This window comes from Novosphingobium sp. SL115 (assembly GCF_026672515.1).
GTDB lineage: Bacteria > Pseudomonadota > Alphaproteobacteria > Sphingomonadales > Sphingomonadaceae > Novosphingobium.
The window spans coordinates 50582-75969 of record NZ_JAPPRG010000002.1 but is presented as its reverse complement, the minus strand read 5'-3'; the positions used below and the strand labels follow the sequence as shown (position 1 = coordinate 75969).

The window sequence follows — 25388 nt, the reverse complement described above, 5'->3', positions numbered from 1 at the left end:
CTATTGCCGGGATTGCGCCCAGCGTCAACAGGGTAAGTCAGTTTAGGCCCCAACTCTAGGTCGAAGGTTCTGGCTGCGTAATGATCCGGTCGCGCGCCACGCGGATGTCGCCTGCTTCCACCTGCAGCTTCAGCCGCTCCTTGTCACGGGCGCGGAACATGTCTTCGGCGCGGTTGATGGCCTCTTCGGAAAGGCCTGCATCGCGCAGGGCGATTCGCGCCATCTTTACCGCTGATTCCAGCACTTCGCGCACCACCGCCTTGGCAGGCGTGGTCTTCAGGCGGATCAGCGCGCGCCGGTCAAACGCGCGGACATATATCGCCGCGCGGGGGAAGGCTTCCTGCACCGCTTCCACAAAGTCAGGCGAAATCTGGTCGCCGTCGATGCAGAAGAAAATCATCTCAGCATCTGCCGCTCCGGCCTGTCGCAGCAGGTCAAGCCGGGTGCCGTCCCCGAAATAGACCTTGGCGCCAAATCCTGCCGCCACGTCGATCATCTCGATATCGGTGTCGACCATGGTCACCGGGATATTGCTGGCCAGCAGCATCTGGCTCACGCCTTGGCCAAACCGGCCGAAGCCGACGATGATCGCGTTCGCGCCATCGGGTTGTGGCCCCTCGCGTTCGCCCTGCGGCTGTTCGGCCTCCTTGCGGAACCGGCTGGTGGCCATCATCAGGAACGGCGTGGTTGCCATGGAAAGCGTCACAACCGCGCCGAACAGACTGGCCGCATCGGGCGCGATCAGCAGGGCCTGCTGTGCCTGTGCAAACAGCACAAAGCCGAATTCGCCGCCCTGACTCAGCAACAGGCCCAGCGCCAGCGCGCCGCGCCACGCCATGCCAAACGCCATGCCGATGCCGAATATCACCGCCGCCTTCACCGTGATCAGCATCAGCGCCATGCCCGCCACGAACAGCGGCCTTTCGGCAATGGTGTGCAGGTTCAGCATCATGCCTACGGCCAGGAAGAACAGCCCCAGCAGGATCGACCGGAACGGCTCGACATCGGCTTCCAGCTCATGCCGATAGGGGCTGTCGGCCAGCATCACGCCTGCCACGAAAGCCCCCAGCGCAGTGGACAGGCCCAGCACTTCCATCACTGCAGCGGACGCCATCACCGTGAACAATGCCGCCACCACGAACATCTCGCGTTCGCCCAGATTGCCGATCAGGCGGAACAGCGGCCTGATTACAAAGCGCCCGCCCGCAATCAGCCCGCCCAGCGCCAGCACGGTGTAAACGGTCAGCAGCCAGCCCGGAGGCCCGCCTGCGTCCGCCGGGTTGCGACTCATCGCAGAAATGATCGTGATCAGCGGGATGATCGACAGATCCTGAAACAGCAGCATGGCAAAGGCGCGTTCGCCAAACGGCGTGCGCAACCGCCCTGACGATTGCAGCATCGGCAAGACCTGCGCCGTCGAAGAAAGCGCCAGCGGCAGGCCCAATGCCAGCGCGGCAGCATCTGAAAATTCTGTGGTCAGCCAGATCATCGCTGCCACGGCCAGCCCGCAGATGGTCACCTGCAGCGCGCCAAGGCCCAGAATATCCCGCTTCATCCGCCACAGCCGCGACGGATTGAGTTCAAGCCCCACCAGAAACAGCAGCAGTGTTATGCCAAGTTCGGCAATGCCCAGCTTGCTTTCGGCATCACCGACCAGCCCCAGCACTTGCGGCCCGACCACAGCACCCGCCAGCAAATAGCCCAGCGTCGCCCCAAGTCCCAGCCTGCGGAACACCAGCACGAAGACGAGCGCAAAGCCCAGCAGAATGAACCCGTCGCGCAGCATCGATGAATGTTCGGCCATGGCCCCACCTGTAAAGGCATATGACGGCATCGCAACCGCCGTTCAGCCTGCGTTGATCTGGCGTCACAGACAGTCTAGCCATCGGGAAACTGTGGAGGGGCAAATATGCGCGGCATTCTGGTTCTGGCGGCGGCGGCGCTGCCGGGCGTGGCAACGGCGGATATGGCGCTGGCTCAGGCCGCGCAATCACCGGTGGCCCCTTCAGCACAGGGCGACGTCTCGCTCACCATCTATAACAACGATCTCGCACTGGTGCAGGACGTGCGGCAAATGGCGCTGCCCACGGGCCGCAGCCGTCAGGAATTTCCCGATGTGTCTGCACAGATCCGCCCCGAAACGGTCACACTGAACGCTGGCGGCACCGGCATCGTCGAACAGAACTTCGACTACGACCTGCTCACCCCGGACAAGTTGATGGACAAATCGGTCGGTCAGACCGTCACTCTTGTCCGCACCAATCCCGCCACCGGGGCTGAAACCCGCGAATCCGCGCTGATCCTTGCCAACAACGATGGCACCGTGGTCCGCATCGGGGACCGGATCGAAGTGCTGGAACGCTATGGTGCGCGCGTCATCTACCCCAGCCTGCCCGCTGGCTTGCGTGCACGGCCCACGCTGTCGGTCACGCTCGACACCACCAATCCGGGCGCGCGCCCGGTGGCCCTCAGCTATCTGTCGCGCGGCTTTGGCTGGAAGGCGGATTACGTCGCCCTGTTCGATGAAGTGGCGGGCAAGATTGACGTGCAGGGCTGGATCACGCTCAACAACAACAGCGGCACTACCTTCGGCAAGGCCAAAGTCCTGCTGGTGGCAGGGTCGGTGGGTGACGGCAATCAGGGCTATCGCCCACAGCGCCAGATCATGCCCGGCAACCGCCCCGGCACCCAAACCGCCAATCGCGAAAGCCTGGGTGATTTTTACGTCTATCCCATCGCAGGCCGCACCACCGTCGCCAATGCCCAGCAAAAGCAGGTCAGTTTCCTCGACGTGGCAGGCGCTCCTGCTGCCAAGGCCTATCACTTCCGCAATGGCTGGCTCTCCAGCCAGACCGAACCGCAAAGCGCCGACAGCGTGCTGCGCTTCTCCTCATCGCGCGAAGGCGGCCTTGGCGATGCGCTGCCCGCAGGCACGGTGCGCGTCTATATGCGCGATGCACGCGGCCAGCCCCAGTTCATTGGCGAAAACACCATCGGCCACACCCCCATGGGGTCCAGTCTTGCGCTGAAAACCGGCGAAGCCTTTGATGTTAAGGTGCAACCCGTTGTCGAAAAGCGCGAAAAGATCGCCAGCGGCGAATGGGAACGCACCGCACGCTATCGCATCAGCGTGAACGGGCAGACCCCGCGCGAAGTGGTGGTCGAAGACGAAAAGACCTTCTGGCGCACGACGATGACCTACAAGGTCACCAATGCCAAGGCATCGCCCGTCACCGTCGAAGTGGTGCAGGCGGGCCTTGATGGCTGGTGGCATGACACCCGTGTCCCGTCCGAAAGCATCAAGGGTGAACAGCGCTCCGCCGATGAACGCACATGGGCGGTGCCGGTCCCCGCCAATGGCGAGGCTACGCTGACCGTCCAGTTCGACACACGCTACTGATCGCGCCGATGCGCCGCGCGCTCATCTTTGCGCTGCTGCTGGGCAGCGGCGTGCCTGCATTCGGTCAGGCGGTGGTCACCTCCGCCGCTCCTTCAGGCGTCGCCGTCAGCGTCTATCGCGCGCCTGATCGTGACAGCGATACCGCAATGGATCTCGACTGGCTGCAAGGTTACGCGCTGATAACCGAAACCCGCACGGTCGAAATTCCCGCAGGCCGCGCCACCATTCGGTTTGAAGGCGTGGCTGCGGGGCTGTTCCCCGAAAGCGCGATTGTCAGCGGAATGCCCGCGGGCGTGCGTGAAAAGAACCTCGACGCCGATCTGTTATCCCCGCGCAGCCTCTATGCCCGCATGTTCGGGCGTCCGGTCATCCTGCGCCGCACCCTGCCGGGCAAAGGCGGAGTGAAGGAAGAACGCGCGGTGATCCGCTCTGGCCCTGATGGCGCGGCGATTGTGCAGACCGCCAGCGGTTTCGAAGTCGCCAGTTGTGGCGGTAGCAACGACGCGCTGATCTATCCCGAAGCGCCTGCCGACCTTTCCGCCCGGCCCACCCTGTCGATCGAAACTGACAGCCCCACCGCGCAAAAGGCCACGCTTTCGCTGTCCTATCTCGCATGGGGGTTCGACTGGCAGACCAACTATGTCGTGCGGATGAACCCTGATGGACGCACCGCTGACCTTTCGGCATGGGTGACCTTGGCCAGCAGCGATTCCACCAGCTTTGCCGATGCCGAAACGGCGGTGATTGCAGGCGAGGTGAACCGCGAAGACAGCGAACAGGGCATCAGGCCCAGCGGCGGTGATCTGGTCATGCGTTGTTTCCTGCGCAGTCTGGTTCCGCCGCCTGCTCCACCACCGCCGCCGCCTCCCATGATGATGGCGCCCGCCCCCATGGCCGAAATGGCTGATATCGTCGTCACCGGGCAGGCTCGGCGCGGGATGGAGATGAAGGCCCTCGTCACAGTCCAGCAGGAAGGGTTGGGCGATCTCAAGCTCTATCGCGTGCCCGTGCCGGTCACCGTGGCGGCCAATGCGCAAAAGCAGGTGGCGCTGGCTGAAAAGCAGGGCGTGAAGTTCGACGCGCTTTACCGCGCCGAAGTGTGGCATGATAGCGTGGGCGAAGTGCGCCAGATGCTGCGCACCCGCAACCGCAAGGAAGAAGGGCTTGGCCTGCCGCTGCCCGGTGGCCCTGTTGCGGTGTTCGAACCCCACGGCGATGCCGTGTTGCTGGCGGGTGAGGGCGGACTGCCCGACCGGGCTGAGGGCGAGGACGTGGAAATCATGCTGGCGCAGGCCACGCAGGTCACGGTCGAGGCCGAAACGCTGGATCAGAAGGGCAACACACAGACCATCCAGCTTACCGCGCGCAATGCCCGGCCGGTGCCGGTCGTGTTTGAAGCGCGCCTTGCCACCAATCCTGCGGTGCAGGTGCGTGGCGAAAGGCCCACGCTGGGCAAAGTGGGGCGCAAGGATGGGCGCACCGTATGGTCGGTAACGCTGCCGGCTAACGGTAGCGCTATCTGGACTTACAAATTGCGCGCCACGGAATGAAAAGCATACAACGGCTGATGACAAACATGAAAGCCCTGCTAATCGAAACGTAATGCAGGGGTCAGGCTTCAGGGTTCTGGAATCTTTGCGTCGCTTTCGGCGCGGGCCTGCGCTTGCGTTCACTGCGGCTTTCATGCTGGCGCTTGCCGCCACGTTGGGCGCGGCGGCATGGTCTTGGGCCTCGCCCGATCTGCCGGAAACCAGCGTTGACGATGATGGGCGCTATCAGTTGATCGGTGCAGATGGAAAGCTGGTCAAGCGGGCGAACTTCAAAGGTCAGCCCTATCTTGTGGTGTTCGGCTATACCGCGCGCCCAGAAATCAGCAGCACCATGATTGCCCGGCTGGCAAAGGCCCGCGCTGCATTGGGCGCACCGGCCCGCACCATGCCCATCGTGTTCATCACGGTCGATCCTGAACGCGACGGCCCCGAAGTGCTGGCCGCGTTCACTCGCCAGTTTCCCGCGCCCATGATCGGCCTTACCGGCAGCGCGGACGTGATCGCTTCTGTTGCCGATCACGCTGCGGTGTTTGCCCGTCGTCAGAACAACCGCGATGGCAGTTACACCATCGAACATACCAGCAGTGCCATCGTTTATGACCGCGCAGACCAGTTCTACGATGCCATCCGTCTGGAAGACAGTCCTGCACGGGTCGAGGCCAAACTGCGCGAAGTCCTGCTGGCCCCGATTGAGCGGGCCGAGGCAGGAGCTGTGCCCCTGCTGACCCGCGCGGTTTCACGCTGATCCAGCCCGCAACCGCGCACTGGCCGGGTAAATGCCGGTTATGCCAAGGCGCGATACCGGAAATTGCGGAACACCACGCGGCCTTCGCCGCACGCGAAAAGCGCCGGGCGCAGGCTGAGCAGGTTGTCCACGGTGTTGGCGTTATAGCCTGAAACTTCGCTGCGAACTTCGTGGCGGGTCCAGGCTTGTCCATCGAGGCTGTAATAGAAGGTCACGATCTGGTCTTGATTGGTGATACGCATGTGCATCTTGCGCGATGCGGGGGCCGGTTCCGGCCAGTAGGATGCCTTGCCGCCGCGATATGTGGTCATTCGGTCGCCATCGATGCCCATGCCCAGAAACAGCCGATCATCGAAGAACAGCAGCAGCCCGCCGGTGGTGCTTCCGACCAGTTCCAGTTCGACCGTCACTTCATAGGCGCGGTCGCCAACCTGCTGGGTCAGCACGACGCCATCGGCAGGCCCGTTGCCCTTGGCGGTCAGGGCAAGAGCGCCACCGCCAATCGCAATCCGTGCGGTGTCGGCAGGTGGGCTTCCGTAAAGCCCCCACAGACTGCCCAACCGGTTATCCGTGAACGCATCCGAATGCGGCATGCCATGGACAATAGCGTCGTCGCCTGTCGCTGATCCGGCCTTGCGCAGCGGTGCTGACAAATCCCCGCCCTTAGCGCGAAACCAGCCATCAGCGGTCCACTCGATGGGCTCCAGCAGGGTTTGCCGTCCCAGCGTCTGATACCCGTTTTCGTAACCGTGATAGACCATGTGCCACTGTCCGCCGGGGCCTTCGACACAGGTCGCATGGCCGCGCGACCACCACATTTCGTCGCGTGACAATGTGCGCTGGATCGGGTTGTGCGGGCAGTCTTCCCAAGGTCCGTGGATTGACCGGGATCGTGCGGCGACGATCATGTGGCCCGTCGCCGGCCCACTGGTGCCGCCAACTGCGTTGACAAGATAGAAGTATTCGCCGCGCTGGAACAGCTTCGGCCCTTCGGGCGAATGGGCTTCGGTGATCCAGTCGTCAGGATAGCGCCACGCCTTGTAGGCAGTTTCCACCGGACCTGCGGTTGCAAGGCCATCCGGCGTCAGCCGAACGCGCTTGCCGTCGTTGAAGAAAAGATAGCGGTGCCCGTCCTCACCCACGATATGACCAGGATCGATCAGACCACCGACCTTGAGATCGATCGGGTCGCTCCACGGTCCTTCCATCGAAGGTGCGTGAATGACGTAAGTGTTGGCAAAGCTGGGCAGCGTTGACCACGGCGCTTTCATAAACGGGATATAGATGAAGTAGCGGCCATCGTGCTTGGCGATGTCCACGGCAAATACAGTGCCCAGCGGCTTTGCCAGCGCAGGCCCCAGGGGGCGCCAGTTCACCAAATCGCGCGAATGCCAGATCAGCAGGCCTGGCGCGGAATCGAACGACGAATGCGTCATGTAATAATCGTCGCCGTCTTTCAGGACTGACGGATCGGGATAGTCGCCCGACAGCACGGGGTTCAGGTAACGCCCATCACCAAGGTCTGCCTTGCGCTGGCCTTCAAATCCGGGCCGCCACACATGCCCTGCCGCCCTTTGTGCACTCTGTCCCGGAAGTGAAGGTGCGTGCGGTTTCGCTTTACGGCCAGAAGTTGCGCCCACCGCCCCGCCGGACGCTGCAAATGCCCCGGCAACCGCCAGCTTCAACGCCGCTCTACGAGATTCCACGCACGCTCTCCAATTTTTAGAACACGGAATCTAATTTTGATGCGCCGCAAAAGCAAGCAGGAATGAGCGGCGCTTAGGCGAATTCGGCATCGCCGCAGCGCGCCATTTTCTCAGCGGCGTGTTTGTGGCCGAGTGAAATGATGAACAGCGTAGTGTCTGCCAGCCGGTCCAGAACATGTTCTGCTCGCCAGAAAGTTGCTGTGGGTCAGTCGAAAATCGGGAAGCCATTCACCATCGGTCCCGAAGGTAATGGCACTGAACAACGCAAATTGGCGAAAGACAGCGCGCTAAATCAATATCGTGCGGCTCAGACGCGGAGGAATGGAGGCCACGCCTGATGTTGATTTTTTAACGACATCGCCTTGGAGCCTTATGTTTCAATCACACCATTACAGCGGACCTTGCGCTTTTCTTTCCTGCATCCGGCCATATTGCCCCAACTGCCATGGTGCGATTGACAGGCTCTGACACGATTCGTTCATGCTAAAAATGGCCTTGGGTCATGGGGTAACCACAGACCGCTTTATCGCGCTCGATTGAAGCAAGTGATTGTCAGGATCTGGCGCACACCGGGCCGCTACGCCGGGCGGTAGATCGCATAGACCTTTTTTACATGGACGCGGCTTTCCCATGAACATTCCGCAGCCTGTTCCACCAGAAACACATCGCCTTCGGCAAAAGTCGCCTCGCGCCCGGCGCCGTCGACAAAAGTTACCGCGCCTTGCAACAGGTGCATCAACTCAAAGTGGCCATAGCGCATGGCGCGGCGATGATAGGGTGTGGAATCCCATGTGCCGCACACGAATTCACCATTGTCGGACCGATAATCGGTAAAGTTGCGGCATGATGGCGTTGGCCCCACCAGCAATTCGGCTAGCGGCGCGCCAGAGGGCACAAGTGCTGCGCTTTCATCAATCGGCACGATCTGCTCCGCCCCCGCAGGCCCGCTGGCACAGCGCATCACGACTACCGTAGTCGCCATCCGTGCTGTCCAGCCAAACGCCTGCCCGGCAGGGATCACCGCACTGCGTCCGGCCGTCACATTCAGCACGGCAGCGTCTGTGGCAATTTGCAGTTCACCATCCAGCACAATGGCAAATTCATCCGCCACCAACGCGGCCTGCGCACCTTCGCCCGAAAGACGCAGCACCGATACGGTAACCGGGCCTGGGGCGAGTGACAGATCGCGGCGGTTGGTGGCCCATGCACCATCCCCCTCAGCGGCCAGAAGATCGGTTCCTGCGGCAAATGCGCGCAGGTCTATGAAAGAGCGGACGGTCTGCGCGGCTTCGGTCATGATGCTTCCAAGTGTGATGGAACGTGGACGCATCCTTGGCACGCCCCACGACGGATATTCTGGCGAGTTGCCTGCCATCACGGCACTATTTTCTGCCCAGCGCGGTGTTGGCGGCAGGACTGTTCGCCAGCGGCGGCTCAGGACTGCTACATGCGGCTGGAACGCAGGGCTAAACGCCCCTTGCGGCCGTTCATGTAGGTTTAGAGGTCGTTCAGGTTTGCTGAAAAAGCGAATGACCAGAAGGGTCGCGCCCGGCCAGGAGGCAGGCCGGGCGCGCAACTATCCGGGGCATGATGCCAACCGGATGGCTGATGGCGAAGCGTACTACAGCGCCAGAATATCTCTCCCGATCTCGGCAAAATATTGCGCCATGCCATCTGCCGCCTTGTCTGACAGGGTGATGAAGGCGCGGCGCCGGTCGGTTTCATCTTCGGCCCGGCAGAACAGGCCCGCATCGCTCATCTGCCCGATCCAGCGTAGCGCGGTGGTGGGGGGCACGCCCGATGCAATGCACAGCGAAGTGACCGAAACCCGCTTGTGTTCGGCGCGTGCGGCGGTGAGATCGAGCAACATGTCCCAAGCCGGGTCGGCAAACAGTTCCCCTTCAAAGAAGCGCGCCCGCTTCTGGCGCTGGCGCACGATTTTGCGCACGAGACGCGGATCGGGCAATGGCGGGCGGGCCCGCCGTGCGGCAGGGGCACCCGAAGCGTGCGGGTTGACAAGCCGCTGGCTGGCAGGGTCGCGCGCACCATCGCCGTCAAAGGCAAAGGCCGATCCTTCGCCCACACGGGCCGATGGCGTGAAATCGCCCGAAAAAGGTGCGCTGCCTGCATCGCCTGACAGTCGCTCCAGCTTTTGCGCAATCTGACTGACCTGCTGGGTCAGGTGAATGATGGACATGCGATCATGGTCGGAAAGTTCGCGCACGCGAGCGGTTCCGCCGGTTAGCACCTGTCCCAGTGCGATCACCCGGTCCGCCCGGCTGGGGCTGACCAGAATTTGCGCATCTGACTGATCGAGGCAGCCGAACACATCATCCAGCGATCCAATGCTGGTCGAAACGACAAGCTGTGTTCCACTTTGCGCGGCGTATTGATCCAACCGCGCCAGTGCGGCCAGATCAGCGCCTTCAGCCACGGGGCAATCGACAAGCACGATATCACCCAGCAACTTGTGATGGTCCGATGCCGGGTCGGCCAGCGCTTCAAGCATGCCTGTGCGCGCCACCCGCAACCCTGCCGCGGCGGCATCTTCTGCCATTTCCGCCCGAACATAGCCGCGGTCGGCAAAGATCGCGCAGGCCAGCGGCGAATGCGGGCGCAGCAGGGCGACATCATCCGGGGGCATATTATCAGCCCCATATTCGAACTGTGCCACGGTCTGCCCCATATGACCTTCTCCTTAGGCGTTCCACTTATGCGAACATGAGTGGAACAAACCCGGATTGGGTCAAGGCCGTTTACCTCGGTTTTGGATCAAGGCGTAATCTCTATTGGCGTGCCATCGCCCACAAGTGACCACAATTGTTCGATTTCTGCGTTGGACAGGGCAATGCAGCCATCGGTCCAGTCGCCCGGCAATTTTCCTGCCGGTAATCCATTGGGCTGACCGTGAATGAAAATCTGCCCGCCCGGTGAACGCCCGCGCGACTCGGCAAAGGCACGGTCACGCGCGTTGGGATAGGATATGTGAAGCGACAGGTGATAAGCGCTGGCCGGGTTGCCATGGTCGATCACATAGCGGCCTTCGGGCGTGCGTTCGTCACCTTCAAACTGCTTGTGCCCCACGGGCGCATCGCCAAGCTGAATGCCCGAATATTCGCGCAATATGCGGTCTTGCCCATCAAGCAACAAAAGGCGGCGGGCAGACTTTTCCACGCGCACACTGGCCACATCTTCGGCACGGATGTCCTGCGCGCGGGCCGGAACTGCGCCGTCGGGCCAGAACACGCTGGCCAGACCAAGCGCCGCGCCGCCGCCAAGCATCAGTGCCCTCAGAATTAACTGGGGGCGGCGGCGCAGGCCCATTTCAGTCGACGAACGGATCGCGCACGAGGATGGTATCTTCGCGTTCAGGGCTGGTCGAAACCAGCGCGACGGGCGTTTCGATCAATTCCTGCACGCGTTGGATATACTTGATCGCCTGTGCGGGCAGATCGGCCCACGAACGCGCGCCGGCAGTGGTGCCGACCCAACCGTCCATTTCTTCGTAGATCGGTTCGACCTCGGCCTGATCGGCGGCGTGGGCGGGGAAGTAATCCAGCACCTTTCCACGCAGGCGATAGCCGGTGCAGATCTTCACCTTTTCAAAGCCGTCCAGCACGTCGAGCTTGGTCAGCGCAATGCCGGTCACGCCCGAAATGGCGCAGGACTGGCGCACCAGCACGGCGTCGAACCAGCCACAGCGGCGCTTGCGGCCGGTGACGGTGCCAAATTCATGGCCACGTTCGCCCAGACGCTGGCCGGTTTCGTCTTCCAGTTCGGTGGGGAAGGGGCCGGAACCGACGCGGGTGGTATAGGCCTTGACGATGCCCAGCACGAAGCCGGTTGAGCTGGGCCCAAGGCCCGAACCCGATGCCGCGGTGCCCGAAACGGTGTTGGACGAGGTGACGAACGGATAAGTGCCGTGGTCAACGTCCAGCAGCACACCCTGCGCACCTTCGAACAGAATGCGCGCGCCCGCTTTGCGCACCTGGTTCAGGCGCTTCCACACGGGCTGGGCAAACTGGAGAACATAGGGCGCGATTTCGCGCAATTCTGTCAGCAATGCCTCACGATCCACCGGCGGCTGGCCAAAGCCCGCGCGCAGCGCGTCGTGGTGGGCGCACAGCCGGTCAAGCTGCGCATCCAGCGCGTCAAGATGCGCAAGATCGCACACGCGGATGGCGCGGCGGCCAACCTTGTCTTCATAGGCAGGGCCAATACCGCGACCGGTGGTGCCGATCTTGCCCGAACCGGCGGCCTGTTCACGCAGGCCGTCCAGATCGCGGTGCAGCGGCAGGATCAGCGGGCAATTGTCGGCAATGGCAAAGTTTTCGGCATTGATGGCAACGCCTTGGCCGGTCAGCTTTTCGATTTCAGCCTTCAGCGCCCACGGATCGAGCACCACGCCGTTGCCGATGATCGAAAGCGTGCCGGTGACGATGCCCGAAGGCAGCAGCGAAAGCTTGTAAACCTGTTCGCCCACGACCAGCGTGTGGCCTGCGTTATGGCCGCCCTGAAAACGGACGACGGCGTCGGCGCGGCTGGCCAGCCAGTCAACGATCTTGCCTTTGCCTTCATCGCCCCACTGGGCACCAATTACGGTTACGTTGGCCATGGATATACTCCTCCACCCTGCCAAGGCGGATCCGCAAAACGCCCTTCGACAGGACTCGGCGTTGGGGATGGAACAGGCGGGGCGGGCGCCCCGTGATTTCGGTGCGCGCGTTAGGGGCACATACCCCGTCAAGTCAAGTGTGTGACGGTGTTTGCGACCAATTCATCGCGGGTAAAGCACCGCTTGCGCAACTTTCGCTTCATCGGGGAACGATGAGGTGCGGGTGATGAAAAGAGCATGGATTGCAGGCGGGCTGTGTCTTGCCATGTTGGGCGCTGGCGCGGCCGATGCGCAGATGGGCCAGCGCCTGCGCGAACGCATGGCTGAAAGGGCTGAACAACGGGCGCAGGAGCAGAGCGGGCAGAAACGCGCGCCCGGCGCACAGACCATCAGCTATGGCACCGATCCGCTTCAGGTCATGGATCTGTGGGTGCCCAAGGGTGCGCGCAACGCGCCACTGGTGCTTTATGTCCACGGCGGCGGGTGGAAGCGAGGGAGCAAGGACACCGCGATGGGCAATGCCCTGCCGGGACATCTGGTGGGGCAGGGTTATGCCTTCGCCTCGATCAACTATCGTCTGGTCCCTGCGGCCAGCGTTGAACAACAGGCGACGGACGTGGCGCAAGCGCTGGCCACGGTGCTGGCGCAGGCCGAAAAGTTGGGCATCGACCGCGGCCGCGTGGTCATCACCGGGCACAGCGCGGGCGCGCATCTGGTCGCGCTGGTGGGCACGGATGAGCAGTATCTGCGCAAGGCGGGGCTATCGTTCGCCGATATCGATGGCGTGATGCCGAATGACGGCGCGGCCTATGATGTGCCCAAACAGATGGCGCAGGCGGGGCGGTTCATGAGCGACACCTACAAGCAGGCCTTCGGCACCGATCCGGCGCGGCAAAAGGCGCTTTCGCCCACGTTCCACGCCGCCGCCCCCAACGCGCCGCGCTTTCTGCTGCTGCATGTGCAGCGCGAAGATGGCGTGGCGCAGGCCAATGAACTGGCGTCGGCTCTAACGCACGGCGGATCGCGCGTGGAAGTGGGCAGCTTTCCGGGCAAGGGTCTGCAGGGCCATGCCGAGATCAACCGCAAGCTGGGCGAGCCGGACTATGCGGCGACACCGGTGATGGATGCCTGGTTGAAGGGGGTGTTTGGGGGTGTGAACCTGGCAGAGCGGTGATGTCTGTTTCGGCCTACAAGCGCTATGACTGTTATTCTGCGGGTAGCGGATCTAATGGCGATTCGGGGTGGTCACCGTGAATAGGGCGGTAAAGTCTGGGTCTTCCACAGCCGCGTCGGAATCAGCCAGTTGATAGATGCCTGGCGCTGCATATTCGATCGCGCTTAAGATCGGGGCAATCTCGAACGACTCGTTGTCTGAGTGTTGCCGGATTATGATGCCAGCCCCCCTATTGGCGGATATCACCGTGCCGAACACCTGCTGGCGGCGCAGAAGTTCGCCTTCGTGGTCTAAGTAAGTGATGCCAACCAGCAGTGTCTGGCCGATTAACTCGTCAGCGAAGTCGGGGTCCCAATCATCGTCGTGGTCGCGACCGCTGTTTCCCTGCATAACCCCTCCACCATGAAACCCATGGCCGGTGTCCACAACGTTACCGTTATCGGAATGGCAGCTTTGGCACTGGCATGGAAAAAAGCTGCCGTTGAATTTTAAACCTTCTCCGGTCCGTTCGCTCCCAAAACATGCGTGCAGCCCAGCGCCTCCGCGCTATCCGCATCCGACAACGCCGCAACCGTGCGCCAACCAATCGAGCGAAGGCGGGCGGCCTCGTCGCGGTTGTGGCCCAGCGGCAGGAACACGCGGTCTTCGGCTGTTTCATTCGCCGCCAGCAGATCTATCAGCGCGTCGGGATAGAGCGAGAAGCCGGTGGCCACTTCGCCTGCGCCCGATCCGGCGATGCGATAGGTGCCGCCGCGTCCGACAAGGCCGCGCACGCCCTGGGCATAGAGCGTGAAGCCGAACCAGGTCTGGTATTCGAAGCCGTGGCGTTCGCTGGGATCGAGCGTGAGGCGTGCCGAGCCGCCGAGGCGGGTGGCGATTTCCTTGAGCGCGTCGATGCGGCTGGCGAGCGCGCCGCCTGCATCAATGGCAGCCAGTTTCTCGATGGCTGAATCAAATTCGCCCGTGGCGTAAAGCAGCGGCACATAAGCCTCGCCGCCCACATCGCGCAGGCCGCCTGCATCCTTGGTGTCAAGTTCGCGACGCACGGCTTCGATCTGTGCCGGTTCCAGCGGTATTGCCTTGGCAGCCAGCGTATCGACCAGATCGGGCAAGGTGAAATCTACACTGACGCCGGTGGCGCCTGCGGCCTGCAAGGCTTCGATGGCCAGCGCCACGGCTTCGGCAGCGGCGGCGACGTTATCTGCCCCCACCAGTTCTGCGCCGCATTGCAGCTTTTCGCGCGCCGGGTTCAGCCCGTCGGGCTTTGATGGTGACCACTTGCCCTGCATAGCACAGGCGCAAGGGGCGCGGCGCTTCAGCAAGGCGGGTTTCGGCAAGGCGGCCGATTTGCGGGGTGTAGTCGCTGCGCAGCGCCATCATCCGCAAGGACGACGGATCGACAAAGCGGAACATGCGGCGGCTCTGGATGCCTGCCATGCGTGCGGCAAAGCTGCGTTCGTATTCGATGGAAGGGGGCATGACCCGGTCATAACCGTGGCCGTGCATCACGCCATGAATCGCGCGCATCACGCGCGTGGCGGTGGCCGCATCGCGCGGCAGACGGTCTTCAAGGCCTTCCGGCAGCAGATCGGGGTCGCTGGTATCCATGATTCGGTGCCCCTAAAGCATCGTTCGCCCAGAAAAAAGCAAATTGCCGCCGCTGGGCAGAACCCGGCGGCGGCAATGTGTGCTTCCCGTCTTCGCCGTCCGCTGCCCCGAAGGTCTGAAGGGGCGCGGACGACGAAACTGGTTGGGTGAAATCAGACGAACTTGAGCGCCTTGACCACACGCACGCCCTGAATTTCGCAAGCCGCCTTGAGAACGTCCTGCGGAACCGGGTTGTCGAGCGAGAGCAGCAGCACCGCTTCGCCACCAGCTTCACGGCGGCCAAGGTGGAAGGTGCCGATGTTGATGCTGTTCTCACCCAGCAGCGTACCGATGCGGCCGATGAAGCCCGGTGCGTCGGAGTTGACGATGTAGAGCATGTCGCCATCAAGGTCGGCTTCGATGCCGATGCCGAAGATTTCGACCAGACGCGGCTGACCGTTGCCGAACAGCGTGCCTGCGACCGAGCGTTCGCCCTGCGACGTGCTGACCGTGACGCGGACGAGGGTGCGGTATTCGCCTTCGCGGTCATGGCGCACTTCGCGCACGTCAAGCCCGCGTTCCTTTGCGAGGAACGGCGCGTTGACCATGTTTACGGTCTGCGAATACTGCTTCATCAGACCGGCCAGAACGGCAGCAGTGATTGGCTTCTGGTTGAGCTGTGCTGCGGCACCTTCAACTTCGATGGCGATCTTGGTCAGGTTGTCATGCGCAAGCTGGCCAACCAGCGTGCCCAGCTTTTCCGCCAGCGCCATGTAGGGCTTCAGCTTCGGTGCTTCTTCCGCCGAAAGTGACGGCATGTTGAGCGCGTTGGTGACGCCGCCGGTGACGAGGAAGTCAGCCATCTGTTCGGCCACCTGCAGCGCGACGTTGACCTGTGCTTCGTTGGTCGACGCGCCAAGGTGCGGGGTGCAGATGAAGTTGGGCGTGCCGAACAGCGGCGATGCCTTGGCGGGTTCGGTTTCGAACACGTCGAGCGCGGCACCAGCCACCTGACCCGAATCCAGCGCGGCCTTGAGCGCGGCTTCATCGATTAGACCGCCACGCGCGCAGTTGACGATGCGCACGCCCTTCTTGGTCTTGGCAAGGTTTTCGCGGCTGAGGATATTGCGCGTCTGATCGGTCAGCGGCGTGTGCAGGGTGATGAAATCAGCCTTTGCCAGCAGCGTTTCCAGATCGGCCTTTTCCACGCCCATCTCGATGGCGCGTTCAGGCGTCAGGAACGGATCGAAAGCGACGACCTTCATCTTCAGGCCCAGCGCGCGCGACGCGACGATGGAACCGATGTTGCCAGCGCCGATCAGGCCCAGCGTCTTGCCGGTCACTTCAACGCCCATGAAGCCGTTCTTCGGCCACAGGCCAGCCTGCGTCTGTGCGTTGGCTTCGGGGATCTGGCGCGCAAGGGCGAAGATCATAGCGATGGCGTGTTCGGCAGTGGTGATCGAATTGCCGAACGGGGTGTTCATCACCACCACGCCCTGCGCCGATGCGGCCGGGATATCGACGTTGTCCACGCCAATGCCAGCGCGGCCGATGACCTTGAGGTTGGTGGCGACGGCGAGGATTTCCTTGGTCACCTTGGTCGACGAACGGATGGCAAGGCCATCATATTCACCGATGCGGGCGATCAGCTGTTCCGGGGTTTCGCCGGTGATGACGTCCACGTCGCAGCCCATTTCGGTGAAGATGCGGGCGGCGTTGGGGTCCATCTTGTCGGAAATGAGAACTTTGGGCTTGGTCATGTTTCGATCCAATCCGTGCGTCCCCGCGAAGGCGGGGGCCTTGGTGTTGTTACGCTAATGTTTTGGCGTACCGAGGGAGGCCCCCGCCTTCGCGGGGGCGCAGCCTGCCGTCAGTTAAGCAGCGGCCAGTTCGGCCTTGGTTGCCGCGTAGGCCCAGTCGAGCCATGGGCCGAGGTCTTCGATGTCCTCGACATTCACGGTCGCGCCGCACCAGATGCGCAGACCCGCAGGGGCATCGCGGTATCCGGCCACGTCATAAGCCGCACCCTGCTTTTCCAGCAGAGCCGCAAACTTCTTGATGAAGTCCGCATCCGCGCCTTCGACCGACAGGCAGACCGAGGTCTTCGACCGGGTCGCTTCGTCAGCGGCAAGGTGCGATAGCCACGACCGCTCTTCCACGATCTTGTTCAGCGCGGCGGCGTTGGCATCGCTGCGTGCCTGAAGGCCCTTCAGACCGCCCAGGCCCTTTGCCCATTCCAGCGCAAAGATCGCGTCTTCGACAGCCAGCATCGACGGGGTGTTGATGGTTTCGCCCTTGAACACGCCTTCGGCCAGCTTGCCCTTGGACACAAGGCGGAACACCTTGGGCAGCGGCCATGCAGGCGTGTAGGTTTCAAGCCGTTCGACCGCGCGGGGGCCAAGGATCAGCACGCCGTGGCCGCCTTCGCCGCCCAGAACCTTCTGCCATGAGAAGGTGGCGACGTCGATCTTCGACCAGTCGATGTCATAAGCGAACACCGCCGAAGTGGCGTCGGCAAAGCTCAGACCTTCACGGTCCGCCGGGATGAAATCGGCGTTAGGGACGCGCGCGCCCGACGTGGTGCCGTTCCAGGTGAACAGAACGTCGTTCGACCAGTCGATCTGCGAAAGATCGGGGATCAGGCCGTAATCAGCGCGCAGGATCGTCGGATCGAGCTTGAGCTGCTTGGCCGCATCGGTGACCCAACCTTCACCGAACGATTCCCAAGCCAGCGTCGTGACGGGGCGAGCGCCCAGCATCGTCCACATCGCCATTTCGAAAGCGCCGGTGTCAGACCCCGGAACGATACCGATGCGGTGCGTATCAGGCAGTTGCAGCACTTCGCGCATCAGATCGATGCTGTACTGAAGGCGCGTCTTGCCGATCTTGGCGCGGTGTGACCGGCCCAGCGATTCGGTAGCAAGCTTTTCGGGGGAGTATCCGGGCGGCTTTGCGCAGGGACCGGACGAGAAGAAGGGGCGCGCAGGCTTGCGAGCCGGAATCGTAACAGACATGTAGTCTCTCCTTACAGAGAGCACGCGCGGCGTTGGGACCGCGTGGCCCGCCGGTCCCTCTAAAGACGCGGCGGGGAATGTCAAATCATGTTTGGTGGTTTTCCGGCGGCTCTACTTTCCGATCGTGTCGGCCAGCATCGCCGCTGTGCGTGGGCCGGACCAGTCATGCCCGCCAATCATCCGCCACACTTCCTTGCCCTGCGCATCATAGAGCACCGTGGTTGGCAGCAGGCCTGTGTTGTAGTGGAAGCCAAGATTGTTTTCCGGGTCCAGCCACGGCTCCAGATGGGCGAATTTCTTTTCGGCAAAGAAGCTGGCGACCTTTTCCGGCGTGCCCATATCCTGCGAAACCGTCAGTACGCGCAGCTTGCCCTGCGTGGTTCCGGCGAGGCTGTCGAGCATCGGCATTTCCAGCACACACGGGCCGCACCATGTCGCCCACAGGTTGATGAGAACCGGCGTGCCTTTGAGGTCTTTGAGCTTCAGCGTCTTGCCGCTGCTGTCGGTGACGGTGAAGTCGGGCATGGCCGCACCCCGGTTCGCAATGTCCAGCGTGCCGTTGAAATCGGCTTTTTCGGCGGTTGGCGTCGTTGTGGCTTCGCTCTGCGGTTGCGAGTCGGGCGCAGCTTGCCTATCGCACCCCGCAACGGCAAGGGCCGATACCAGCAGCAGCAATTTGGGCGAACGAACGGATATGAGCGGCAATTCAGGCTCCAACCAGATGTGGGGCGGACGCTTCGCAGGCGGCCCTTCGGCCATCATGCGCGAGATTAACGCCTCGATTCCCTTCGACAAGGCGCTGTGGCGGCAAGATATCGCCGCGTCAAAGGCTCATGTGGGCATGTTGGGCGCGCAAGGGATCGTATCGGCAGAAGACGCAGCCCTGATCGCGGACGGGCTGGACAAGGTTGCCGCCGAGTATGAAGCAAACGGGGTGCCCGAAAACTGGGATCTCGAAGACATTCATATGACCACCGAAAGCCGACTTGCCGAACTGATTGGCCCGGCAGCAGGGCGTCTGCATACCGCGCGCAGCCGTAACGATCAGGTGGCTACCGATTTCCGCCTGTGGGTACGTGATGCGATGGATCAGGCCGAACTGGGCCTGAAGCAGTTGCAACTGGCGCTGGTGGGCCGCGCGGGCGAACATGCCGATTCGATCATGCCGGGCTTCACCCACCTGCAAACCGCGCAGCCGGTGACGCTGGGCCACCACCTGATGGCCTATTACGAAATGATCGGGCGGGATCGTTCGCGTTTTGCCGATGCGCGGGTGCGGATGAATCGTAGCCCGCTGGGCGCAGCGGCGCTGGCTGGCACCGGCTTTCCCATCGACCGTTTCCGCACGGCAGAGGCGCTGGGCTTTGACGGGCCGACCGACAACAGCCTTGATTCGGTGTCCGACCGTGATTTCGCGTTGGATTACCTGATGGCCGCCGCGCAATGTTCGCTGCATCTGTCGCGTCTGGCCGAAGAGTTCATCATCTGGGCCAGCCAGCCTTTCGGCTTCGTCACGCTGCCAGACAGCCTTTCGACCGGCAGCAGCATCATGCCGCAGAAGAAAAATCCGGACGCGGCCGAACTGGTGCGTGGCCATTCGGGGCGTATCGTCGGCTGCCTGACCGCGCTGATGATTACCATGAAGGGCCTGCCGCTCGCCTATTCAAAGGACATGCAGGACGACAAGCCGCCGGTGTTCGAAGCGGCCTCGCTGCTTGCCCTGTCCATCGCGGCGATGACCGGCATGGTGGCAGAGGCGAAGTTCCGTACAGACCGGATGCGCGCTGCCGCCGAACTGGGCTATGCCACCGCTACCGACCTTGCCGACTGGCTGGTGCGGCAGGCCAACATCCCGTTCCGCGAAGCCCACCATATCACCGGCAGCGCGGTAAAGCTGGCAGAAAGCCGTGGCGTCGCGCTCGATCAGCTTTCGATCGAAGACCTGAAAGCCATCGACACCCGCATCGATGATCGCGTCTATGCCGCGCTTTCGGTGGAAGCCAGCGTGGCCGCGCGTTGCAGCCATGGCGGAACCGCGCCGAACGAGGTAAGGAAGCGCGTGGCCGAAGCGCGCGTGGCGCTGGGGCTGGAGGATCAGGCTTGAGCATAGCGCGCACATTTCTGCTGGCAGGCTTTGCCTCACTGGCACTGGCCGGGTGCGGCAACAAGGCTGAGCTGAAGCTGGCGCCTGACCAGACGCCGCCGCCCATTCCCTATGGCCGCGAGGTGCAGCCGGGCGCGGACGATCTGCTCAAAACCCCCGCGCAGGCAGCCCCTGCGCGCAATGTCGAGCCGCGTCGCCGCTCGCAGGATCGTGAAGACGATCCTTTCGATCTGCCTCCCGAAGATTGAGTTTTTCCGATGGATCATTTTGAACTTTCGAACGGCGTCCTGCATGCCGAAGACGTTGCCCTGCCGGCCATCGCTGCCGAAGTCGGTACGCCGGTCTATGTCTATTCGCGCGCCACACTGACCCGCCATGCCCGCGTGTTCCGCGATGCGCTGGGCGTGCTGCGTAACGCCAAGATCGCCTTTGCGGTGAAGTCCAACCCCAACCTGTCCGTGCTCAAGGTGCTGGCCGCCGAAGGATATGGCGCAGACGTGGTTTCCGGCGGTGAAATGGAACGCGCGCTGGCCGCAGGCATGGAGCCGGACGGCATCGTTTTTTCAGGCGTGGGCAAGACCGAGGCGGAAATGCGCCGCGGGATTGAAGCCGGGATCGGCCAGTTCAACCTTGAAAGCGAGGAAGAAGGGCTGGAGCTCGCCGAAATCGCCGCGTCGATGGGCAAGGTCGCCTCAGCCGCGCTGCGCGTGAACCCGGACGTCGATGCCGGAACCCACGGCAAGATTTCCACCGGCAAGGCCGAAAACAAGTTCGGCGTGCCGTTTGACCGGGCCGCCGCCATTTATGCCCGGCTTTCGGGATTGGCCGGCCTGAACATGCGCGGTTTGACTGTGCATATCGGCAGCCAGCTTTCCAGGCTTGAGCCGCTGGAAGCCGCGTTCACCAAGCTGGGCGGGCTGATGGAAGACATCCGCGCTGCGGGCCACACCGTGACGCACATGGATCTGGGTGGCGGCGTCGGCGTGCCGTACAAGACGGGCGAAGTGTTCCCGCAACCTGACGAATATGCCGAAATGGTCGCGCGCGTTACCGGCAACTGGGGTGTGACGCTGATGTTCGAACCGGGCCGCGTCATCACCGGCAATACCGGCGTTCTGGTAACGCAAGTCGTGCGGGTGAAGGAAGGTGCGACCAATCCGTGGGTCGTGGTCGACGCGGCAATGAACGATCTGGCCCGCCCTGCGCTTTATGATGCATGGCATGATTTCGTGGCGGTGGAGCCGAACGGCGAAACTTTCGTCGCCAACATCGTCGGCCCGATCTGCGAAAGTTCCGACACTTTCGCCATGGCCCGCACCATCGACAAGGTGGCGCGCGGCGATTTGGCCGTGTTCCGCACCGCAGGCGCTTATGGCGCGACCATGGCCAACACCTACAATTCGCGCCCGCTGGTGCCCGAAGTCATGGTGGATGGCGACAAGTGGGCCGTGGTGGCCGACCGCATCGATCCCGCCACGATCCTCGGCGCAGAGCGGGTGCCGGATTTCCTCAAGTAATGCAGTCGCTCCCCCTCTTCCACCGGGTATCCGGCCAACCGGTAATTCTGCTGGGCGAGGGGGATGCCGCAGAGGCCAAGCAACGCCTGATCGAACGCGCGGGCGGAGTGATCGTGCGGGACATGGCCGAAGGCGTGGACAAGGGTGCACGCCTTGCCTTCGTGGCGCATGACAATGCCGCCATGGCCGAAGGTGACGCCTTGCGGCTGCGCTGTGCAGGGTTGCTGGTCAACGTGGTTGATCGGCCCGACTTGTGTGACTTTACCACCCCTTCGATTCTCGACCGCGACCCGGTGTTGATCGCGGTGGGCACGGGCGGCGCGTCGGCAGGGCTGGCGAAGATCCTGCGCCTGCGGCTGGAGCGACTGTTGCCGCAAGGGCTGGGGGCATTGGCCAAAGCGCTCGAAGGAGCGCGCGAGGCCATGAGAGCCCGCTGGCCCACCGGGGCTGACCGCAGGCGCGCGTTGGATATCGCGCTGGACGAAGGCGGTGCGCTCGATCTGTTCCGTGAAGGCAGCGATCAGGACGTAGAGAACTGGTTGGTCGCGGAAGGACGGGGCCAGTCAGGCCGCTTTAAAATCACTCTGACGTCGAACGATCCTGAAGACCTGACTTTGCGCACCGCGCGGTTGCTGGGGCAGGCGGATGTAGTGATCCATGATGCGGCTGTATCGCCTGCCATCCTTGCGCGCGCGCGCGCCGATGCGCTGCGACTGCCGCCAGAAGTTATGGAACCCAACGACGGGATCGTGGTGGTCTTGCGGTTGATAGCCTGAGCCGCCTTCCTCTAACCGCCTATTCCCAACCTCTCGTGTCGAGCAAAGTCGAGACGCCGTGGCGCTGCAGTGTCTCGACTTCGCTCTATACTAACGGAAGGGGCAGGGGTGTTACCCCTTCATCGCCGCCTGCAATTGCCCGATAATCACTTGGCTCTGTTCCGCGCCCGATTGTGGCGAGAAGTCACCGCTACGATCTGAAATCTTGTCCCATTTGGCGGCGAAGCCTTCGACCGTGCGGTCGGCGGGGGCGAGCACTACGCCCTTGTTCATCGTCACCCACGCGCCGTGATAAGCGCCGCCGCCTGCGCCGACGATGGCGTTGCTGGGGGCGTCGTCAGACACCAGAAACAGTGCGGCGGGCACCACGTTTTCGGGACCGAACAGCTTGAAGGCTTCTTCGGGGAAGATATCCTCGGTCATGCGCGTGGCAGCCACCGGGGCCAGAGTGTTGACCTTGATGTTATTCTTCGCGCCTTCAAGGTAAAGCGTCTTGGTGAGGCCTGCGAGGCCCAGCTTGGCCGCGCCATAGTTCGCCTGCCCGAAATTGCCGAACAGCCCGGTGGACGATGCCGTCATCAGGATGCGGCCATAGTTCTGTTCGCGCATCAGATCCCAGCAAGCCTTGGTGGCAAAGGCTGATCCGATCAGGTGGACTTTCACCACCATCTCGAAATCGGCAGGGTCCATCTTGGTAAAGCTCTTGTCGCGCAGGATGCCGGCGTTGTTGATGAGCACATGAACGCCGCCCCAGCGTTCCTTGGCTTTGGCGACCATCTCGACCATCTGTTCGTATTCGCTGACCGAGCCGCCGTTAGACATGGCCTCGCCGCCTGCGGCCTCGATTTCCTCGACCACTTTCAGCGCTGCGTCCGAATGGCCAGTGCCATCGCGCGAACCGCCAAGGTCATTGACCACGACTTTGGCCCCGCGCCGCGCCAGTTCCAGCGCATAAGCACGGCCAAGCCCGCCGCCTGCACCCGTGACGATCGCGACGCGGCCTTCGAACGAAATGGTCATGCCAGACACTCCAAATTACACCCTAACCGGGTGCTTAACATGGGCGCAGCGATGCCATGCGCCGCAGCGCATGGCAACCGGTCAGGCGATGCGCTTCACCCAACCATGGGTATCGGCAATCTCGCCCCGCTGGATACCGACCAGCTTTTGGCGCAGCTTCTGCGTCAACTGCCCCGGTCCGCCTGATCCGATGGTGAATTCGCCAGCGTTGCCCGCAACCTTGCCCACCGGCGTAACCACTGCGGCGGTGCCACAGGCGAACGCTTCAATCAGCTTGCCTGACGCGGCATCAGCGCGCCACTGATCAAGGCTGTAGCGCCCCTCGCGCACGGTCAGGCCTTCTTCGCTAGCAAGCTGCAGCAGGCTGGACCGCGTGATGCCAGGCAAGATCGTGCCGGTCAGTTCAGGCGTCAGGATCGAGCCGTCGTCGAACACGAAGAACAGGTTCATGCCGCCCAGTTCCTCGACCCACTTGTGTTCAGCCGCGTCCAGAAACAGCACCTGATCGTGCCCGCGCGCAAAGGCTTCTGCCGTGGGCACAAGGCTGGCGGCATAGTTGCCGCCGCACTTGGCCGCACCGGTGCCGCCCGGTGCCGCGCGGGTATAATCGCTGACCCAGATCGAAACCGCAGGCGCGCCTGATTTGAAGTAGTTGCCCGCCGGGCTGGCGATGACGAGGAACTTGTATTCCTTCGACGGGCGCACGCCCAGAAACGCTTCGCTGGCGAACATGAACGGGCGCAGATAAAGCGAGCCGCCTTCGACGTTCGGGAACCAATCCTTGTCGGCCATCACCTGCTGGCGAACGGCTTCGACGAACAGGTCTTCCGGCAGTTCGGGCATGGCCAGACGGCGCGCCGATGCGTTGAAGCGTTGGGCATTGGCTTCGGGACGGAACAGGGCAATGCCGCCATCAGCCCCGCGATATGCCTTCAGTCCTTCAAAGATTTCCTGCGCATAGTGCAGCACAGCCGCCGCCGGATCGAGCGGAATGGGACCATAGGGAGCGACGCGCGCGCCATGCCAGCCCTTGCCTTCGGTATAGTCGATTTCGACCATGTGGTCGGTGAATGCGCGACCAAAACCGGGATCGGCCAGTACCGCTGCCCGTTGCTCCACAGCCAGCGGGGCCGGATGGGGCATACGGGTAAAGGTCAGGCTGGTATCGGCGGTCGTCGCCATGGGAAATCGGTCCTTGCGCTAGAATCAGAAGATCAGCGCCGTGAACGATTGTTGCGCAAAAGGCAAGGGGAATGTAATAAATGTGAAGGGCCGCGTCGGTCAGTCCGAAGCGGCCCTTCGCATGGTCAGCGGCCGGAAGTGCCGCCCACGAAGCCTCTATCGCTTAATCGTAACTCAGCGATAATGCCTCGCGCGGGACTGTACCGACCTCTGTGCTGAACCATGAGACATCGGATCACCTCCTTTCGCGCTGTTGAGCCAAAGTCACAGCCTTTTCAGACTGCTGGACCGGGAGGATAAGTGCCTCTTCGGCCTTGACTGCAATGTGAGTCATTCCTGCCTCAACAACAAGTCTTGCATTCAATTATTTTGCCGTCAGTATCTTTGCTTCGCCTGATGGACCTGAGGTTATCCTGGCAAGCGATATCCCTTATCCCCGGCAATCCTCGATCACCCGCCCCACTTCGGTCCATGCTGGCAGATACAGTGTCGGCAATCCGTTCACTTCCACCGAAAAACGCCCGCGGCTGAACGCCATGGCATCCAGCAATTTGTCGCCGGTGCGCAACGCTGCAACAACCTGAGGCTGTCCCTGAGCTGCAGGTTCTGCCGATAGCGGCCTCGTTTCGCTGGTGGTTAGCACTGTCATGGGCAGCGAAACTGCCGATGTGCCGGTGCGCGCAAGCAGCACGGTGCCGCTGGGCCGGTCACACGTCATCGTAAACAGCGCGCCGCTGCCGGTGCCATAGCGCGCAATGCCTCCGGCAGGACGCGCCTCATAGCGCCAGTTGCCCGGCGTCTGTGGTGCGTCACGCCAGTCCTTGAATGCGGGCTGCTGGCGCGGCGGCGGTGCTGGCGGCACGGGCCGGGGTGTGGCGGCGGGCGGCGGTGCGGGCACTACTGTCGGTGCTGAACAGGATACGGTAAGCAGCGAGGCCAGAACCAGTGCCGCACTGCAAAATAGCGGTGCAATTGCGGATGCGCGATTGATCTTCATG

At 62.6% G+C, this 25388-nt stretch carries 21 protein-coding genes and 1 pseudogene; 8 read left to right on the top strand and 14 right to left on the bottom strand.

What is annotated here, in order from left to right; all coding sequences use genetic code 11:
• Nucleotides 1-55: 55 nt before the first annotated feature.
• Nucleotides 56-1804 (bottom strand): cation:proton antiporter domain-containing protein, encoded by a 1749-nt coding sequence (locus OVA07_RS01840; RefSeq protein WP_268172587.1) that lies wholly within the window; start codon nt 1802-1804, stop codon nt 56-58.
• Nucleotides 1805-1909: 105 nt separating this feature from the next.
• On the opposite strand from OVA07_RS01840, the gene OVA07_RS01835 reads away from it, so the two are divergent.
• The 3 genes from OVA07_RS01835 (at nt 1910) to OVA07_RS01825 (ending at nt 5695) form a co-directional block, all read left to right on the top strand.
• On the top strand, nt 1910-3400 hold the full coding sequence (locus tag OVA07_RS01835; RefSeq protein ID WP_268169767.1) for a DUF4139 domain-containing protein: 1491 nt from the start codon (nt 1910-1912) through the stop codon (nt 3398-3400).
• Between the two features lie 8 nt (nt 3401-3408).
• Nucleotides 3409-4950: a DUF4139 domain-containing protein gene (locus OVA07_RS01830; protein ID WP_268169766.1), complete on the top strand. Its 1542-nt coding sequence runs from the start codon at nt 3409-3411 to the stop codon at nt 4948-4950.
• An 85-nt stretch (nt 4951-5035) separates the two neighbouring features.
• Nucleotides 5036-5695 carry an SCO family protein gene (locus tag OVA07_RS01825; protein WP_268169765.1) on the top strand — a complete coding sequence of 220 codons (660 nt, stop codon included), beginning with the start codon at nt 5036-5038 and terminating at the stop codon, nt 5693-5695.
• A 38-nt stretch (nt 5696-5733) separates the two neighbouring features.
• Here the strand turns inward: OVA07_RS01825 and OVA07_RS01820 are convergent, their stop codons facing one another.
• The 5 genes from OVA07_RS01820 to OVA07_RS01800 form a co-directional block, all read right to left on the bottom strand.
• Nucleotides 5734-7401 carry a family 43 glycosylhydrolase gene (locus OVA07_RS01820; protein ID WP_268169764.1) on the bottom strand — a complete coding sequence of 556 codons (1668 nt, stop codon included), beginning with the start codon at nt 7399-7401 and terminating at the stop codon, nt 5734-5736.
• A 577-nt stretch (nt 7402-7978) separates the two neighbouring features.
• Entirely contained in the window at nt 7979-8698 is a 720-nt protein-coding gene (locus OVA07_RS01815; RefSeq protein ID WP_268169763.1) for a cupin domain-containing protein, read from the bottom strand.
• Between the two features lie 324 nt (nt 8699-9022).
• A complete protein-coding gene (locus tag OVA07_RS01810) occupies nt 9023-10087 on the bottom strand; it encodes a MarR family transcriptional regulator (RefSeq protein WP_268169762.1) in 1065 nt (354 codons plus the stop codon).
• 86 nt (nt 10088-10173) lie between these two features.
• On the bottom strand, nt 10174-10683 hold the full coding sequence (locus tag OVA07_RS01805) for a L,D-transpeptidase family protein (protein WP_268169761.1): 510 nt from the start codon (nt 10681-10683) through the stop codon (nt 10174-10176).
• 43 nt (nt 10684-10726) lie between these two features.
• Nucleotides 10727-12016: an adenylosuccinate synthase gene (locus OVA07_RS01800; protein ID WP_268169760.1), complete on the bottom strand. Its 1290-nt coding sequence runs from the start codon at nt 12014-12016 to the stop codon at nt 10727-10729.
• A gap of 226 nt (nt 12017-12242) precedes the next feature.
• Between OVA07_RS01800 and OVA07_RS01795 the strand changes: the two genes are divergently transcribed.
• Nucleotides 12243-13190 carry an alpha/beta hydrolase gene (locus tag OVA07_RS01795; protein WP_268169759.1) on the top strand — a complete coding sequence of 316 codons (948 nt, stop codon included), beginning with the start codon at nt 12243-12245 and terminating at the stop codon, nt 13188-13190.
• A 51-nt stretch (nt 13191-13241) separates the two neighbouring features.
• On the opposite strand, the gene OVA07_RS01790 is transcribed toward OVA07_RS01795, so the two are convergent.
• The 5 genes and pseudogenes from OVA07_RS01790 to OVA07_RS01770 all read right to left on the bottom strand — a co-directional run bounded on the left by OVA07_RS01790 (nt 13242) and on the right by OVA07_RS01770 (nt 18496).
• Complete coding sequence (locus OVA07_RS01790; RefSeq protein WP_268169758.1) at nt 13242-13580, bottom strand: hypothetical protein; 339 nt, start codon at nt 13578-13580, stop codon at nt 13242-13244.
• Between the two features lie 98 nt (nt 13581-13678).
• Nucleotides 13679-14798, bottom strand: a pseudogene (locus OVA07_RS01785) (ATP phosphoribosyltransferase regulatory subunit).
• 152 nt (nt 14799-14950) lie between these two features.
• The gene (serA, locus tag OVA07_RS01780) at nt 14951-16537 is read right to left on the bottom strand and encodes a phosphoglycerate dehydrogenase (protein WP_268169757.1); all 1587 of its coding nucleotides are present in this window, start codon (nt 16535-16537) and stop codon (nt 14951-14953) included.
• A 114-nt stretch (nt 16538-16651) separates the two neighbouring features.
• Nucleotides 16652-17791: a phosphoserine transaminase gene (locus OVA07_RS01775; protein ID WP_268169756.1), complete on the bottom strand. Its 1140-nt coding sequence runs from the start codon at nt 17789-17791 to the stop codon at nt 16652-16654.
• A gap of 111 nt (nt 17792-17902) precedes the next feature.
• A complete protein-coding gene (locus tag OVA07_RS01770) occupies nt 17903-18496 on the bottom strand; it encodes a TlpA family protein disulfide reductase (RefSeq protein ID WP_268169755.1) in 594 nt (197 codons plus the stop codon).
• Between OVA07_RS01770 and argH the strand changes: the two genes are divergently transcribed.
• Genes argH through OVA07_RS01750 form a run of 4 tightly spaced genes read left to right on the top strand, consistent with a single transcriptional unit; the run spans nt 18486 to nt 22188 of the window.
• Nucleotides 18486-19895 (top strand): argininosuccinate lyase, encoded by a 1410-nt coding sequence (argH, locus tag OVA07_RS01765; RefSeq protein ID WP_268169754.1) that lies wholly within the window; start codon nt 18486-18488, stop codon nt 19893-19895. The two genes, OVA07_RS01770 and argH, sit on opposite strands and share 11 nt — an antisense overlap.
• Nucleotides 19892-20143: a hypothetical protein gene (locus tag OVA07_RS01760; protein WP_326493086.1), complete on the top strand. Its 252-nt coding sequence runs from the start codon at nt 19892-19894 to the stop codon at nt 20141-20143. The genes argH and OVA07_RS01760 overlap by 4 nt, the downstream gene beginning before the upstream one ends.
• Before the next feature lie 9 nt (nt 20144-20152).
• Nucleotides 20153-21412: a diaminopimelate decarboxylase gene (gene lysA / locus OVA07_RS01755; protein ID WP_268169753.1), complete on the top strand. Its 1260-nt coding sequence runs from the start codon at nt 20153-20155 to the stop codon at nt 21410-21412.
• Complete coding sequence (locus tag OVA07_RS01750; RefSeq protein ID WP_268169752.1) at nt 21412-22188, top strand: precorrin-2 dehydrogenase/sirohydrochlorin ferrochelatase family protein; 777 nt, start codon at nt 21412-21414, stop codon at nt 22186-22188. The genes lysA and OVA07_RS01750 overlap by 1 nt, the downstream gene beginning before the upstream one ends.
• A gap of 111 nt (nt 22189-22299) precedes the next feature.
• Here OVA07_RS01750 and OVA07_RS01745 read toward each other — a convergent pair whose 3' ends face one another.
• The 3 genes from OVA07_RS01745 to OVA07_RS01735 all read right to left on the bottom strand — a co-directional run bounded on the left by OVA07_RS01745 (nt 22300) and on the right by OVA07_RS01735 (nt 25387).
• Complete coding sequence (locus OVA07_RS01745; protein ID WP_268169751.1) at nt 22300-23208, bottom strand: SDR family NAD(P)-dependent oxidoreductase; 909 nt, start codon at nt 23206-23208, stop codon at nt 22300-22302.
• Between the two features lie 81 nt (nt 23209-23289).
• The gene (locus OVA07_RS01740; RefSeq protein WP_268169750.1) at nt 23290-24390 is read right to left on the bottom strand and encodes a branched-chain amino acid aminotransferase; all 1101 of its coding nucleotides are present in this window, start codon (nt 24388-24390) and stop codon (nt 23290-23292) included.
• Nucleotides 24391-24820: 430 nt separating this feature from the next.
• Complete coding sequence (locus OVA07_RS01735; protein WP_268169749.1) at nt 24821-25387, bottom strand: hypothetical protein; 567 nt, start codon at nt 25385-25387, stop codon at nt 24821-24823.
• Between the last annotated feature and the right edge of the window lies 1 nt (nt 25388).